Source organism: Streptomyces flavofungini (assembly GCF_014650815.1).
GTDB lineage: Bacteria > Actinomycetota > Actinomycetes > Streptomycetales > Streptomycetaceae > Streptomyces > Streptomyces flavofungini.
Genome location: NZ_BMVR01000013.1, coordinates 219361 through 233150, shown reverse-complemented (window position 1 = coordinate 233150; position 13790 = coordinate 219361). Strand labels below are relative to the sequence as shown.

The window sequence follows — 13790 nt, the reverse complement described above, 5'->3', positions numbered from 1 at the left end:
CTTCATTAGACTGGCTCCGCCGCGTGCTTACGTGGTGTCTTCCGATGCGCTCGCTTGCGTGCCGGTTTGTACCGCATTGCCCGAACCCCCCCTGAGCCAAGGACCGTGATCGACGTGAAGGTCGGCATCCCCCGCGAGGTCAAGAACAACGAGTTCCGGGTGGCCATCACCCCCGCCGGCGTGCACGAGCTGGTGCGCCACGGCCACCAGGTCGTCATCGAGCGCAACGCCGGCGTCGGCTCCTCGATCACGGACGGCGAGTACGTCGCCGCCGGCGCCGAGATCCTGGAGACCGCCGACGAGGTGTGGGCCACGGCCGACCTGCTCCTGAAGGTCAAGGAGCCGATCGCCGAGGAGTACCACCGCCTCCGCAAGGACCAGACGCTCTTCACCTACCTGCATCTGGCCGCCTCCAAGGAGTGCACGGACGCCCTCCTGGAGTCCGGCACCACCGCCATCGCCTACGAGACGGTGGAGCTGCCCAGCCGCGCCCTGCCGCTGCTCGCCCCGATGTCCGAGGTCGCGGGCCGCCTGGCCCCGCAGGTCGGCGCCTACCACCTGATGCGCGCCAACGGCGGCCGCGGTGTGCTGCCCGGCGGCGTCCCCGGAGTGGCCGCGGGCAAGGCCGTCGTCATCGGCGGTGGCGTCTCCGGCTGGAACGCCGCGCAGATCGCCATCGGCATGGGTTTCCACGTGACCCTGCTCGACCGCGACATCAACAAGCTCAAGGAAGCCGACAAGATCTTCGGCACGAAGATCCAGACCGTCGTCTCCAACGCCTTCGAGCTGGAGAAGGCCTGCCTCGAGGCCGACCTCGTCATCGGTGCCGTCCTCATCCCGGGTGCGAAGGCCCCCAAGCTCGTCACCAACGAGCTGGTGTCGCGGATGAAGCCCGGAAGTGTCCTTGTCGACATCGCGATCGACCAGGGCGGCTGCTTCGAGGACTCGCGTCCCACCACGCACGCCGAGCCGACCTTCCCGGTCCACGACTCGGTCTTCTACTGCGTCGCCAACATGCCCGGCGCGGTGCCCAACACCTCGACATACGCCCTGACCAACGCCACGATGCCGTACATCGTCGAGCTGGCGAACCGCGGCTGGGCCGAGGCCCTGCGCCGCGACCCCGCGCTCGCCCTGGGCCTCAACACCCATGACGGCAAGGTCGTTTACAAGGAGGTCGCCGAGGCGCACGGTCTCGAGCACATCGAGATCGAGTCGCTGCTCGGCTGACCGCCACGCCGACCACGGCTTTTCCGTCGGCTTGGGTCAACGGAAGTCGTCAATCTCACGCCCGCGGCCGGACCTTGTGAGGGGTCCGGCCGCGGGCGGTTGGGCGTACACTCGCTCAACTCGCCTTGTACGTAAACATTTGGGCGATTCGTCCACCACGCAAACGCGGCGATGCCATGCAGTGCGCCCTTGACATCGGGATGTTCCATTGCCGACACATCGGGCCGGGTCCGGCGGATTGTGTTGCTGCGGAGTGGTGACACGCCATAGAGTCGCCAACCGTCGGCATGGTGCCACGCTGACCTATCTAGAAATTTCCTGGTCACCAAGGAGGTAAGACGACTTGTGAATGAGTCGACATTTGCTCCCGGGGGTGGTCAACCAGGAATGACTGGGCGAGGCCAAGGCCCCGTCGGGCTTCAGGCTGTCGGCTCCGTCGCTGTCCGCACCTTCGAAGCCCGCCAGAGTCCGCAGCCGACACAGTCAGCACCCCAGAGCATGGATGGCCATCACGTGAACGCCATGGCCGGCGACCGGAGTGGCGAGAACACCACCCCCACCCCTCTCGCCGACTACGAGGAACTGCCCCAGGGTCACTTCTACGACCCCGACGCGGAGTACGAGCCCGATCCCGAGTACGCGGCCACGCTCGCGCCGGACGCTGCCCGTCAGCGCCGCGAGCGCATCGGCCCCACGGGACGCCCGCTGCCGTACTTCCCGATCCCGGGGCCGTTGACCGACCACGGCCCCGCGAAGATCATCGCGATGTGCAACCAGAAGGGCGGCGTCGGCAAGACCACGTCGACCATCAATCTGGGCGCCGCGCTCGCGGAGTACGGGCGCCGGGTGCTGCTCGTCGACTTCGATCCGCAGGGCGCGCTCTCGGTGGGTCTCGGTGTGAACCCGATGGAGCTCGACCTCACGGTCTACAACCTGCTCATGGAGCGGGGCATGTCGGCCGACGAGGTCCTGCTGAAGACGGCGGTCCCCAACATGGACCTGCTGCCCAGCAACATCGACCTGTCCGCCGCCGAGGTGCAGTTGGTCAGCGAGGTCGCGCGCGAGTCCACGCTGCAGCGCGCGCTCAAGCCGCTGATGGCCGACTACGACTACATCGTGATCGACTGTCAGCCCTCGCTCGGCCTGCTCACCGTCAACGCGCTCACCGCCGCGCACAAGGTGATCGTGCCGCTGGAGTGCGAGTTCTTCGCGCTGCGCGGTGTCGCCCTGCTCACGGAGACCATCGAGAAGGTCCAGGAGCGGCTCAACCCCGACCTGGAGCTCGACGGCATCCTCGCGACGATGTACGACTCGCGCACGGTGCACAGCCGTGAGGTCCTCGCGCGCGTGGTCGAGGCGTTCGACGATCACGTCTACCACACGGTGATCGGGCGGACCGTGCGCTTCCCGGAGACCACGGTCGCCGGTGAGCCGATCACGACGTACGCCTCGAACTCGGTCGGCGCGGCCGCCTATCGCCAGCTCGCCAGGGAGGTGCTCGCCCGGTGTCACGCCGAGTGAGTCTGCCGGGGGCCGACGAACTGTTCCGTACGACCGGGGGGATGGCGCTGCAGGCGTCCAGCCCGCGGCGCCAGGCGAATGGCGAGGCGAGGGTGCCCGCTCCGGCGGGCGAGAGCGACGAAGCGGCCGCCGAGGAGTCCCACAGCGCCCCGCAAGGGGACGACGAGGGCCCTGAGAACGCCGAACACGCCGCGGCCGACGCGGAGTCCGGCGGCGGTTCGCGCAGCCGGTCCGCGGCCGGTACCGACGCCGAGAAGGCGGCCGGGCGCCGGGCCGCGCAGGAAGGTTCTGCCAGCCCCGCGGCCGGCGGCAAGTCCGCGAACGCGGCCGGTGGCACGTCCGCGCAGGCGCGGCGGCGCGCCCGTGCCGCCAACCGGCGGCCCAGCGGGCGCGAGCGGCACGACGAGAAGATCACCGTGTACGTCTCCGCCGAGGAACTCATGGACCTGGAGCACGCGCGGCTCGTGCTGCGCGGGGAGCACGGGCTCGCGGTGGACCGGGGGCGGATCGTGCGGGAGGCGGTGGCCGTGGTGCTCGCCGACCTCGAATCGCGTGGGGACGCGAGCATCCTCGTACGACGGCTGCGCGGGCGGTAGCGGTACCTTTCCGCGTAATGCTTCGCCGCCGCTGTTTCCTTGGACCGTGATGCCGACCGACGCCGTACCTGCCCAGCCCCGTCGTCCTCGGCGGTCGTTGGGGCGTGGTGGAGCGGTTGCTTCCCCAAGCCCGCCCCTTCCCGAAACCGGGGGCGAGCCCCCGGAGCCCCTGGGTGGGGAGCCGGAACAGTCCGGCACCGTGGCGTTGTGCCCTCACGTCCCCAAGCTCTCGGCTCCGCTCGAGCAGGGGAGATCCCACTCGCCGTGCGGAACGCCTGCCCACAACGCGGACATGGAGGAAGCTCCGGCCGCCGAGGACGCTCCGGCCGAGCCCGACGACGGGCGGTTCAAGGTTCGGCTCGCGAACTTCGAAGGGCCGTTCGATCTGCTGCTTCAGCTCATCGCGAAGCACAAGATGGATGTCACCGAAGTCGCGCTGTCCAAGGTGACCGATGAGTTCATGGTGCACATCCGCGCCATGGGGCCGGACTGGGACCTGGATCAGACGACCGAGTTCCTGGTGGTCGCGGCGACGCTGCTCGATCTGAAGGCGGCGCGGCTGCTGCCCGTCGCCGAGGTCGAGGACGAGGCCGACCTGGCGTTGCTGGAAGCGCGGGACCTGCTGTTCGCGCGGCTGCTGCAGTACCGCGCGTACAAGCAGATCGCGGACATCTTCAGCGGGCGGCTCGACGAGGAGGCGCGGCGCTATCCGCGCACCGTCGGCCTGGAGCCGCACCATGCGGAGCTGCTGCCCGAGGTCGTCATCAGCATCGGCGCCGAAGGGTTCGCCAAGCTCGCCGTGAAGGCGATGCAGCCCCGGGCGAAGCCGCAGGTGTACATCGACCACATCCACGCCCCGCTGGTGAGCGTGCGCGAGCAGGCCGCCGTGGTGGTGGCGCGGCTGAAGGAGCAGGGCGAGGCGAGTTTCCGGGCCCTGATCGCGGAGCTGGGGCCCGACGACACCCTCACCGTCGTCGCCCGCTTCCTGGCCCTCCTGGAGCTGTACCGGGAGAAGGCCGTCGCTCTGGACCAGGAGGACGCGCTCGGCGAGCTGATGGTGCGCTGGACCGGCGGGGACGGCGCGGCGGAGCCGACCGTGACCGACGAGTTCGACCGGGCCCCCGAGCCGGACGAGGAGAGGAAGCCGTGAGCGCTGTGCAGCAGGGGAGCCCCGAGGGCCCCGTGGGAGACCTGCGGTCCGCCGTCGCCGAGCTCGACCTCAAGCCCGCCCTGGAGGCCGTCCTGATGGTCGTGGACGAGCCCGCGACCGAGGAGCACCTGGCGAAGGTCCTGGAACGCCCCCGGCGGGCCGTGGCGGACGCCCTGCGGGAGCTGGCCGACGAGTACACCGTCCAGGGCCGCGGCTTCGAGCTGCGGCTGGTGGCGGGCGGCTGGCGGTTCTACACCCGGCCCGCGTACGCCCCCGCCGTGGAGGGCTTCGTTCTGGACGGCCAGCACGCCCGGCTCACCCAGGCGGCCCTGGAGACCCTCGCCGTCGTCGCCTACCGCCAGCCGGTCAGCCGGTCGCGGGTCTCGGCGGTGCGCGGAGTGAACTGCGACGGGGTCATGCGCACCCTGTTGCAGCGGGGGCTCGTGGAGGAGGCGGGCGCGGAACCCGAAACAGGTGCGATCCTGTACAGGACGACGAACTACTTCCTGGAGCGGATGGGCCTGCGCGGCCTGGACGAGCTCCCCGAGCTCGCGCCCTTCCTCCCCGAGGCGGACGCGATCGAGGGGGAGACGCAGGAAGGTGTCCCGTCGTTCGACCCGGACGCACCCGATGCGCCGGGTTACGAGGACGCAGACGACTAAGACGGAACTTTGATGCGAAGCAGCAGCGGCAGGAACAGCAGCGGAAACAACGGCGGGAGCCGTGGTGGCAACAGCGGCGGCCGCGGCAACAGCGGCGGCCGCCCCAGCGGTGGCGGCCGTGGCAACAGTGGTGGCCGCCCCGGTGGCGGTGGCGGGCGAGGCGACAGCGGTGGCCGCCCCGGTGGTGGCGGCCGTGGCGACAGCGGTGGCCGTCCCACCGGTGGTGGGCGCGGCGGCAGCGGTGGCGGCGGTCGCGGTGACTACCGGGGTGCCGGTGGCGGCCGCGACGACCGGCAGGTCCCCGGCCGTCCCAGCAAGCCCCGCCCCGAGGAGCGGCGCTACGACGTAGGCCCCGGCGGCACGCAGGACGGCCCGAAGTCGGGTCGTGGCGCGTCGGCGCGCGGCGGCGCCAAGGGCGGCCCCCGCCAGTCCGAGCAGCAGCGCGGCCGGGGTCGTACGGCCCCCGCGCGCTCGCGCGAGTACGAGGCGCGGGCCGAGGAGCGCAACCGCGAGCGGTACGCGGGCAAGCCCAAGGTCAGCCCGCCCAAGACCTTCCCCGGCGCCGAGCAGGAGGGCGAGCGGCTGCAGAAGATCCTGGCCCGCGCGGGCTACGGCTCGCGGCGCGCCTGCGAGGAGCTGATCGAGCAGTCCCGCGTCGAGGTCAACGGCGAGATCGTCCTGGAGCAGGGCCTGCGCGTCGAGCCGGAGAAGGACGAGATCAAGGTCGACGGCCTCACGGTGGCCACGCAGTCGTACCAGTTCTTCGCCCTGAACAAGCCCGCCGGTGTCGTCTCCACCATGGAGGACAACGAAGGGCGCCAGTGCCTCGGCGACTACACGAACAACCGCGAGACGCGGCTGTTCCACGTGGGGCGGCTCGACACCGAGACCGAGGGCGTCATCCTGCTCACCAACCACGGTGAGCTGGCGCACCGCCTGACCCACCCCAAGTACGGCGTGAAGAAGGTCTACCTGGCGCACATCGTCGGCCCGATCCCGCGCGACCTGGGCAAGCAGCTCAAGGACGGCATCCAGCTGGAGGACGGGTACGCGAAGGCGGACCACTTCCGCGTCGTCGAGCAGACCGGCAAGAACTACCTGGTCGAGGTGACCCTGCACGAGGGCCGCAAGCACATCGTGCGCCGCATGCTCGCCGAGGCCGGGTTCCCGGTCGACAAGCTGGTGCGCGTCGCCTTCGGCCCGATCACCCTGGGCGACCAGAAGTCGGGCTGGCTGCGCCGCCTGTCCAACACCGAGGTCGGCATGCTGATGCAGGAAGTCGACCTGTAGGCCTGCGCGCGTACGTCGGCGGCCGCCCGCTCCCGGACCCGGGGGCGGGCGGCCGCCGTGTGTGCGGGGCGGCTGCCCGGTTGCCGCTTCCGGTCGTCTGGGATGCTGTGCGGATGATCGAACTCAGTGCGGCCGACCTGGGCTCCGTCGTCGCGGAGCAGCCCGACCCGCTGGTCTTCGCCACGGTTTCCGGGGCGCACCTGTACGGGTTCCCGTCCCGGGACTCGGACGTGGATCTGCGCGGTGTCCATCTGCTGCCGGTCCAGGCGCTGGTGGGGCTGCGGGAGCCGGAGGAGACGCGGTCGCGAGGGGGGCACCTCCCTGTTCGAGCGGAGCCGAGAACTTGGGGGCGGGTGCGCGACGGAGTCGAGATGGACCTCGTCACGACCTGAGGAAGTTCGTGCGGCTGCTGCTGCGGCGCAACGGCTACGTCCTGGAGCAGCTCCTCTCGCCGCTCGTGGTGCACACCGGCGCGCTGCACGAGGAGCTCGCGGCGCTCGCGCCCGGCGTGCTCACCTCGCATCACGCGCACCACTACCGGGGCTTCGCGCACACCCAGTGGAAGCTGTTCGACACGAGCGGCGAGCTGAAGCCGCTCCTGTACACGTTCCGGGTGCTGCTCACCGGCATCCACCTGATGCGCACCGGCGAGCTCCAGGCCCACCTGCCCACGCTCCTCGGTGCGGCGCACGCCCCCGGCTATCTGCCGGAGCTGATCGTGGCCAAGCGCGAGGCCGAGCACGGCGGCGCCGACGTCGAGCACGCGCGCGTGGCGGCCGACGTCGAGCACGCGCGCGTGGCGGCCGACGTCGAGCGCCTGCACACCGTCCTGGACGAGGCCCAGGCGGAGTCAACGCTGCCGGACGCCCCCGTCGCGTACGACGCCCTGCACGACCTTGTCGTCCGGGCCCGCCTGCAGGGCTGAGGCCCGGCGCGCGCGGAACAGGAAGTCCTCGACGCGGCGCCGGTCCGGCTCCGGCGGCAGCGGGGTGCGGGCCGCCGCCGCGTCCGCCTCCGCCGCCAGGCGCGTCATCCAGGACTCCACCTCGGGCCAGGCCACCTCGCCGCGCTTGACCGCGAGCAGCGCCGCGCGCCGGTCGCCGACGTCGATGGTCAGCTCGCCGGTCAGGAGCAGGTCGCGGCAGCTCATCAGGAGCCGCAGCAGATGCATGGCGTGCTTCCAGCGGGGGGCACCGTGGGTGCGGACGTCCGCGTCGAGCTTCTTGCGCTGGCCGAGCGCGGATGGGGTCTCCCCTGCTCGAACGAAGTTGAGAGCTTGGGGAAGGGCGAAGGTGTCGTGGGCCTGGCGGGACAGGAAGGCGTCGCGCAGGGCGAGGAGTTCGCGGCCGGTGGCGGTGACGTGCTCGACGAGCGGGGAGTGCAGGCACTCCAGGACGTTCGGGTTGGCGCGCAGGGCCAGCTCGCAGAAGCGCTCCAGCTCCCAGCTGAACTGCTCGTCCGCGGGCCCGTCCACGTGCGTCGGCGGCTTCTCGAAGCGCCAGAACAGCGGGGTCGGCGCGAGGAACACCCCGCGGCGGTCCGTGTCGCTGTCGTCCGTCGCCAGGCCGAAGGCGCGCGACCCCATGACGCAGGCGTAGATCGTGTGGTCGCGCACCAGGTCGTGCGGGTCGAGGGGGTCCTGGGGGAGCGGCGCCGTGTTCATGCCCGGAGGGTACGGGGTCGCTCAGGTGAGCCTGATGGAATTTCCGGTGACGTCGATGCCGCGCGGCGGCAGCGGCCGCGGCGCCGGACCGCCCGCGACCGCCCCGTCCGCCACCCGGAACCTACTGCCGTGGCAGGGGCAGTTGACCGTGCCGCCGTCGACGTCCCGGACCGTGCAGCCCGAATGCGTGCAGACCGCCGAGAAGGCCTTGAAGTCGCCCTCGGCGGGCTGGGTGACGACGACCTTCTCGTCCTTGAAGACCTTGCCGCCGCCGACCGGGATGTCCGACGTCTTCGCGAGCACCGGCCCCTTGGGCGCCTCGTCGGTCGCGTCGGGCGAGCCGCCGGACCGGGACGCGGCCGGGCTGCTGGGCGGCGGCTCCGGCTCCGCGCCCTCGTCGCCGTACTTCGAGCACCCGGTCGCCGCCGCGGCGGCCAGCGCGCCCGCCGCCAGGGCCGTACGCCGGGTGGGGCGCCCGCCGCCGCTCACGTGGTCACCCCGAACGTACGGAAGAACCACAGCGCCGACGTCAGCCACACCACCGTGAGCACCGCGAAGACGAGCCCGCCCACCACCGGGAGCAGCCAGCCGGGCAGCCGCTCCGAGCGGAGCAGCAGCATCTTGGCGCTGAAAGCCCCGAAGAAGAAGCAGCCGAGGACGGAGTGCCACAGCACGCGCGGCGTCGCCGTCTGGTAGCCGAGCGCGTAGAGGCAGTGCACCGCGACCGGCACCGCCACCAGGAACGCCGCCCGGCCCGACCAGCGGTGCACCCCCGCCGACCAGGACGGGCCCGGCAGCTTGCCGTACACCATCAGGGCCGACACGACCTGGAGCACCGCGAAGCCGAGGGCCGTCGTCGCGAGCCAGGCCTTCACGGCGCCGGTGCTGCTGAACCCCGCCAGGTTGAAGGCGGTGCCCTCCGGGTCGTGGACCTTTCCGTACGCCCCGAGGCCCACCGCGACCGCGGCGGCGACCAGGGCGGGCACCAGATAGCGGGCGGGGTGCGCGCGGGGCGGGCCGCCCGCGCGGGGCGGCACGGGGAAACCGCCCTGGGTGGGGGCGTTCGGGTCGACGCTCATGAGGGCTCCCTGGTGGACGCGGGGTCGCGTGCGGGCGCGGGGGGCGGCGGTCGAGGGTGCGGGCGGGGTCAGGGCACCACGGGGCGCGCGGTGAGGCGGCCGCCGTCGGCCAGGACGACGGCGCCGGTGTCCGGGTCGAGCCGGGGGGCCTTGGCGGGCTTGCCGTCGCGCTTGAGGATGCCGACCTGGCTGCCGTCGGGCTGCACGATCCAGCCGCCGTCGAGCTGCTGGCCGCGCACCTCGGACGTCGCCCGGTACACCCCCGACGGCTTGCTGGTCCTCGGGGCCGTGAACGCCCAGGTCCGCTTGCGGATCTCGACGGTGCCGCGGACCTTGTCGCCGACGATCCGGCCGTCGAGCTTCGCGCCGTTCTTGCCGGTCAGCCGCATCGACCCGTCGTCCTCGACATCGCCCTTGAGCCAGGACTCGGTGGCGCGGCCGTCACAGAAGTACGCGACCGCCTCGCCGTCACGCAGCGTGATGGCGACCGAAGCCGAGTCGTCGTCCGTACGGCCCGCGTACCGGGCGTCGGCCGGGGCCTTCTTCGTGGGTGTGGGCGAGGGCGAGGGGGTGGCGGCGCGGGTGGGGCTCGGGCGCTCCGCCGGGGTGCTCGCGGCGGGCGGCGCGGTCGGTTCGGCCGGGTCGGACGAGGAGTCCGTGTACGACGAACTGCCCGTCCCCGACGTCGCGTTGACCGACAGCATGAACAGGGCCAACACCAGCCCCGCGAGCAGCGTGAACAAGGGTCCTGAGCGCTTCATGTGTGCCCCCCGAGGCGCGTGGCCTGCCTCTCCATGCAAGCCGACCCGCACCCCCGCGTCCAGAGGCGCACGGAGGCTGTGCGCCAGTGGTGCGAGTGGGTCTCGCGCCGGTTGCTCCAAGTGGCGGGGTACGTCGCTCCGGGTGACATTGGCAGTGGCCGGGCCCCCGAATGGCGGGGCCCGGCCACTGAACCGAAAGGCAGTACGACCATGGCGGGTAACGATCTGGGCGGTCTTCTCGGCGGGCTCCTCGGCGGGGGCGGGCAGCAGGGCGGGGGCGGCGGGGGTGGCGGTGCCAACATCCTGGGCGCACTGCTCGGCGCGCTGATGAGCAAGGGCGGTGGCGGCAGCAACCCGCTCGGGGGGCTCCTGGACGGGCTCACCAAGGCCGGGCTCACCGACCAGACCCAGTCGTGGGTGGGCCCCGGCGAGAACCAGCCGGTGACCGGCGAGCAGGTGCGCCAGGCGGTGCCCGACGACGCGCTTCGGCAGGCCGCCGAACAGGCGGGCGTCTCGCCCGAGCAGGCCGCCGAGCAGATCGCCCAGGTCCTGCCGGGGACCGTCGACCAGCTCACGCCGAACGGCCAGGTGCCGACGGAGTCGCTGGCGGACATCATCCGCAAGCAGCAGCTCTGACGCGGTGCGGCGGGTGCGCGGCGACCGTCTCGGCAGGCGGGCGCCGCGCACCGGTGTCACCGGCGCTGACTACGCTGTACGTACACCAAGACGCGACATCACGACGCGATGCACGGAAGCACGGAAGCTACGGGAGCGGGGAGCACAGCGGTGGCGGTACGAGCGGTGCGGGGCGCCGTCCAACTGGAACGGGACGCGGCCGACCACATGAGTGAGCAGGTCGGCGCGCTGCTCACCGCCGTGCTCAAGCGGAACGACCTGACCGCCGCCGACCTGATCTCCATCTGGTTCACGGCGACCCCCGACCTGCACAGCGACTTCCCGGCCGCCGTGGCCCGCGAGCTCGGCCTCGCCGACGTGCCGCTGATCTGCGCGCAGGAACTCGACATCCACGGGGCCATGCCGCGCGTCGTCCGCATCCTCGCCCACGTCGAGTCCGACCGGCCGAGGTCCGAGATCGCGCACGTCTACCTCGGCGCGGCCGCCGCCCTTCGTAAGGACATCGCCCAGTGAGAACCGCCCTCGTCATCGGCACCGGCCTCATCGGCACCTCCGCCGCCCAGGCCCTCGCCCGCCGCGGCGTCACCGTCCACCTCGCCGACCACGACCCGGAGCAGGCCCGCACCGCCGCCGCGCTCGGGGCGGGCACCAGCGAGCCCCCGGCCGGGCCCGTCGACCTGTGCGTGGTCGCCGTGCCGCCCGCGCACGTCGCCGCCACCCTCGCCGAGGAGATGCGGCGCGGCTCCGCGCGCGGCTACCTCGACGTGGCCAGCGTCAAGGGCGGGCCGCGCCGGGAGCTGGAGTCCCTCGGCCTCGACCTCACGCCGTACATCGGTACGCACCCGATGTCCGGCCGGGAGCGCAGCGGCCCCCTCGCGGCCTCGGCCGACCTCTTCGAGGGGCGGCCGTGGGTCCTCACGCCGACACGGGACACCGACACCGAGGTCCTGAACCTCGCCCTGGAACTGGTCGCGCTGTGCCGGGCCGTGCCCGTCGTCATGGACGCCGACGCCCACGACCGGGCGGTCGCGCTCGTCTCGCACATGCCGCACCTGGTCGCCAGCATGGTCGCCGCCCGCCTGGAGAACGCGGAGGAGGCGGCGGTACGGCTCTGCGGCCAGGGCATCCGTGACGTCACCCGGATCGCGGCGTCCGACCCGCGGATGTGGATCGACATCCTGTCCGCGAACCCCGGCCCGGTCGCCGACCTGCTCGCGGAGGTCGCCACCGACCTCGGCGAGGCCGTGACCGCGCTGCGGAGCCTGCAGTCCGCCGACGAGTCCAAGCGGCAGGACGGCGCCACCGGCGTCGAGGGCGTGCTGCGGCGCGGCAACGCGGGCCAGGCCCGGGTCCCCGGCAAACACGGGTCCGCCCCCGCGGTGTACGAGATCGTGGCCGTCCTCATCGACGACCAGCCCGGCCAGCTCGCCCGCATCTTCGCCGACGCGGAGCGCGCCGGCGTCAACGTCGAGGACGTCCGCATCGAGCACGCCACCGGCCAGCAGGCGGGCCTCGTCCAGCTCATGGTCGAGCCGCAGGCGGCACCGGGGCTCGCGACGGGGCTGCGGGAGCGGGGCTGGTCGCTGCGGCAGTGAGGGGGCGCGGGGGGCTCGTGGCCCGGGGGTGAGGGCAGGCCGGGGTCGCCGCCCCGGAGCCTTCGGGCGGGCCCCGGCCCGGGACCGGGAAGGGCCCCACCCAGGAGCCAGTAACCTTGTGCGGGGCGCCGAGCAGGCGGCCCACCCCGTCCCCCGCACCGAGAAAGGTGTCCGCTCCCCGTGGAATCCGTGGAAAAGACCGCCGCCGCAGGCCCGGCCCCCGTGATCGTCGCCATCGACGGGCCCTCCGGCACGGGGAAGTCCAGCACCTCCAAGGCCGTCGCGGCCCAGCTCGGCCTGAGCTACCTGGACACCGGCGCCCAGTACCGGGCGATCACGTGGTGGATGGTGGCCAACGGCATCGACCTCACGGACGCGTCCGCCATCGCCGCCGCGGCCGGCAAGGCGGAGATCGTCTCGGGCACGGACCCGTCCGCCCCGACGATCACCGTCGACGGCACCGACGTCGCGGGCCCGATCCGCACCCCCGAGGTCACCTCCAAGGTGAGCGCGGTCAGCGCCGTCCCCGAGGTCCGCACCCGGATCACCGAGCTGCAGCGCTCGATCGCCGCCGGGGCCGAGCGGGGCATCGTCGTCGAGGGCCGCGACATCGGCACCACGGTGCTGCCCGACGCCGACCTCAAGATCTTCCTGACGGCGTCCCCCGAGGCCCGCGCCGCCCGCCGCTCCGGCGAGCTGAAGGGCGCCGACGTCGCCACCACCCGCGAGGCCCTCATCAAGCGGGACGCCGCCGACTCCAGCCGCAAGACCTCGCCCCTCGCCAAGGCGGACGACGCCGTCGAGGTGGACACCACCGAGCTCACGCTGCAGCAGGTCATCGAGTGCGTCGTCACGCTCGTCGAGGAGAAGCGGGCCGGGAAGTGAGTCCGGTTCCGGCCGAGCGCGGGGCCCCCGCCCCGCGCGTCGCCCCCTCCGAGCGCGGCGCCGACGTCGGCCGCCGCATCGGCGTGGGCCTCATGTACGGCCTGTGGAAGCCCCGCGTCCTGGGCGCCTGGCGGGTCCCCGCGACCGGCCCGGTGATCCTCGCCGTGAACCACTCGCACAATGTCGACGGCCCCATGGTCATGGGCGTGGCGCCCCGGCCGGCGCACTTCCTGATCAAGAAGGAAGCGTTCATCGGGCCGCTCGGCCCGTTCCTGCGGGGCATCGGCCAGCTCCAGGTCGACCGCACCACGGCGGACCGCACGGCCATCACGGACGCGCTGGCGGTCCTGGACCAGGGCGGTGTCCTCGGGATCTTCCCCGAGGGCACCAGGGGCGACGGCGACTTCGCCTCGCTGCGCGCGGGCCTCGCGTACTTCGCGGTGCGCTCCGGGGCGCCGATCGTCCCCGTCGCCGTCCTCGGCAGCACGGAGCGGCGCGGACGCCTGATAAAGCAGCTGCCGCCGCTGCGCACCCGCGTCGACGTCGTCTTCGGCGACCCGTTCGAGGCGGGCGACGGGAGCGGGCGGCGTACGCGCAAGGCACTCGACGAGGCGACCGTGCGCATCCAGGGGCAGCTCACCGCCCACCTGGAAAACGCCAGGCGCCTGACCGGGCGCTGAGTAAGACTTTCAGTAGTGGCCCGGCGCGCGCCGGACCACCGA

15 protein-coding genes and 1 pseudogene are annotated in these 13790 nt (G+C 72.6%); 12 read left to right on the top strand and 4 right to left on the bottom strand.

Annotation, left to right across the window (positions count from 1 at the left end; all coding sequences use genetic code 11):
• Positions 1-105: 105 nt before the first annotated feature.
• From ald to IE274_RS30240, 7 genes and pseudogenes are all read left to right on the top strand, one after another.
• The gene (gene ald / locus IE274_RS30270) at positions 106-1230 is read left to right on the top strand and encodes an alanine dehydrogenase (protein WP_190119099.1); all 1125 of its coding nucleotides are present in this window, start codon (positions 106-108) and stop codon (positions 1228-1230) included.
• Between the two features lie 387 nt (positions 1231-1617).
• On the top strand, positions 1618-2751 hold the full coding sequence (locus IE274_RS30265; RefSeq protein ID WP_078618704.1) for a ParA family protein: 1134 nt from the start codon (positions 1618-1620) through the stop codon (positions 2749-2751).
• Complete coding sequence (locus tag IE274_RS30260; protein WP_229909901.1) at positions 2736-3347, top strand: hypothetical protein; 612 nt, start codon at positions 2736-2738, stop codon at positions 3345-3347. The genes IE274_RS30265 and IE274_RS30260 overlap by 16 nt, the downstream gene beginning before the upstream one ends.
• A 49-nt stretch (positions 3348-3396) precedes the next feature.
• Positions 3397-4497 (top strand): segregation and condensation protein A, encoded by a 1101-nt coding sequence (locus IE274_RS30255; RefSeq protein WP_229909907.1) that lies wholly within the window; start codon positions 3397-3399, stop codon positions 4495-4497.
• Positions 4498-4502: 5 nt separating this feature from the next.
• The gene (gene scpB, locus IE274_RS30250; RefSeq protein ID WP_190119134.1) at positions 4503-5159 is read left to right on the top strand and encodes an SMC-Scp complex subunit ScpB; all 657 of its coding nucleotides are present in this window, start codon (positions 4503-4505) and stop codon (positions 5157-5159) included.
• Between the two features lie 12 nt (positions 5160-5171).
• The gene (locus IE274_RS30245; protein WP_190119097.1) at positions 5172-6449 is read left to right on the top strand and encodes a pseudouridine synthase; all 1278 of its coding nucleotides are present in this window, start codon (positions 5172-5174) and stop codon (positions 6447-6449) included.
• 113 nt (positions 6450-6562) lie between these two features.
• Positions 6563-7374, top strand: a pseudogene (locus IE274_RS30240) (nucleotidyltransferase domain-containing protein).
• On the opposite strand, the gene IE274_RS30235 reads toward IE274_RS30240, so the two are convergent.
• The 4 genes from IE274_RS30235 to IE274_RS30220 form a co-directional block, all read right to left on the bottom strand.
• Positions 7300-8112 (bottom strand): nucleotidyltransferase domain-containing protein, encoded by an 813-nt coding sequence (locus IE274_RS30235; RefSeq protein ID WP_190119096.1) that lies wholly within the window; start codon positions 8110-8112, stop codon positions 7300-7302. The pseudogene IE274_RS30240 and the gene IE274_RS30235 sit on opposite strands and share 75 nt — an antisense overlap.
• Positions 8113-8133: 21 nt before the next feature.
• Positions 8134-8601 (bottom strand): Rieske (2Fe-2S) protein, encoded by a 468-nt coding sequence (locus tag IE274_RS30230; RefSeq protein ID WP_190119095.1) that lies wholly within the window; start codon positions 8599-8601, stop codon positions 8134-8136.
• Positions 8598-9191 carry a DUF6529 family protein gene (locus tag IE274_RS30225; protein ID WP_190119094.1) on the bottom strand — a complete coding sequence of 198 codons (594 nt, stop codon included), beginning with the start codon at positions 9189-9191 and terminating at the stop codon, positions 8598-8600. Before IE274_RS30225 ends, IE274_RS30230 begins: the two co-directional genes overlap by 4 nt.
• A 68-nt stretch (positions 9192-9259) precedes the next feature.
• Positions 9260-9952, bottom strand: coding sequence for a hypothetical protein (locus IE274_RS30220; protein ID WP_190119093.1), 693 nt, complete (start codon positions 9950-9952; stop codon positions 9260-9262).
• Between the two features lie 120 nt (positions 9953-10072).
• Between IE274_RS30220 and IE274_RS30215 the strand changes: the two genes are divergently transcribed.
• The 5 genes from IE274_RS30215 (at position 10073) to IE274_RS30195 (ending at position 13748) form a co-directional block, all read left to right on the top strand.
• Positions 10073-10588, top strand: coding sequence for a YidB family protein (locus IE274_RS30215; protein WP_504740285.1), 516 nt, complete (start codon positions 10073-10075; stop codon positions 10586-10588).
• Between the two features lie 150 nt (positions 10589-10738).
• Positions 10739-11101, top strand: coding sequence for a chorismate mutase (gene aroH / locus IE274_RS30210; protein WP_190119091.1), 363 nt, complete (start codon positions 10739-10741; stop codon positions 11099-11101).
• A complete protein-coding gene (locus tag IE274_RS30205; RefSeq protein ID WP_190119090.1) occupies positions 11098-12183 on the top strand; it encodes a prephenate dehydrogenase in 1086 nt (361 codons plus the stop codon). The genes aroH and IE274_RS30205 overlap by 4 nt, the downstream gene beginning before the upstream one ends.
• Before the next feature lie 189 nt (positions 12184-12372).
• Positions 12373-13068 carry a (d)CMP kinase gene (gene cmk, locus IE274_RS30200; protein ID WP_190119133.1) on the top strand — a complete coding sequence of 232 codons (696 nt, stop codon included), beginning with the start codon at positions 12373-12375 and terminating at the stop codon, positions 13066-13068.
• Complete coding sequence (locus tag IE274_RS30195; protein ID WP_190119089.1) at positions 13026-13748, top strand: lysophospholipid acyltransferase family protein; 723 nt, start codon at positions 13026-13028, stop codon at positions 13746-13748. The genes cmk and IE274_RS30195 overlap by 43 nt, the downstream gene beginning before the upstream one ends.
• Positions 13749-13790: the final 42 nt, after the last annotated feature.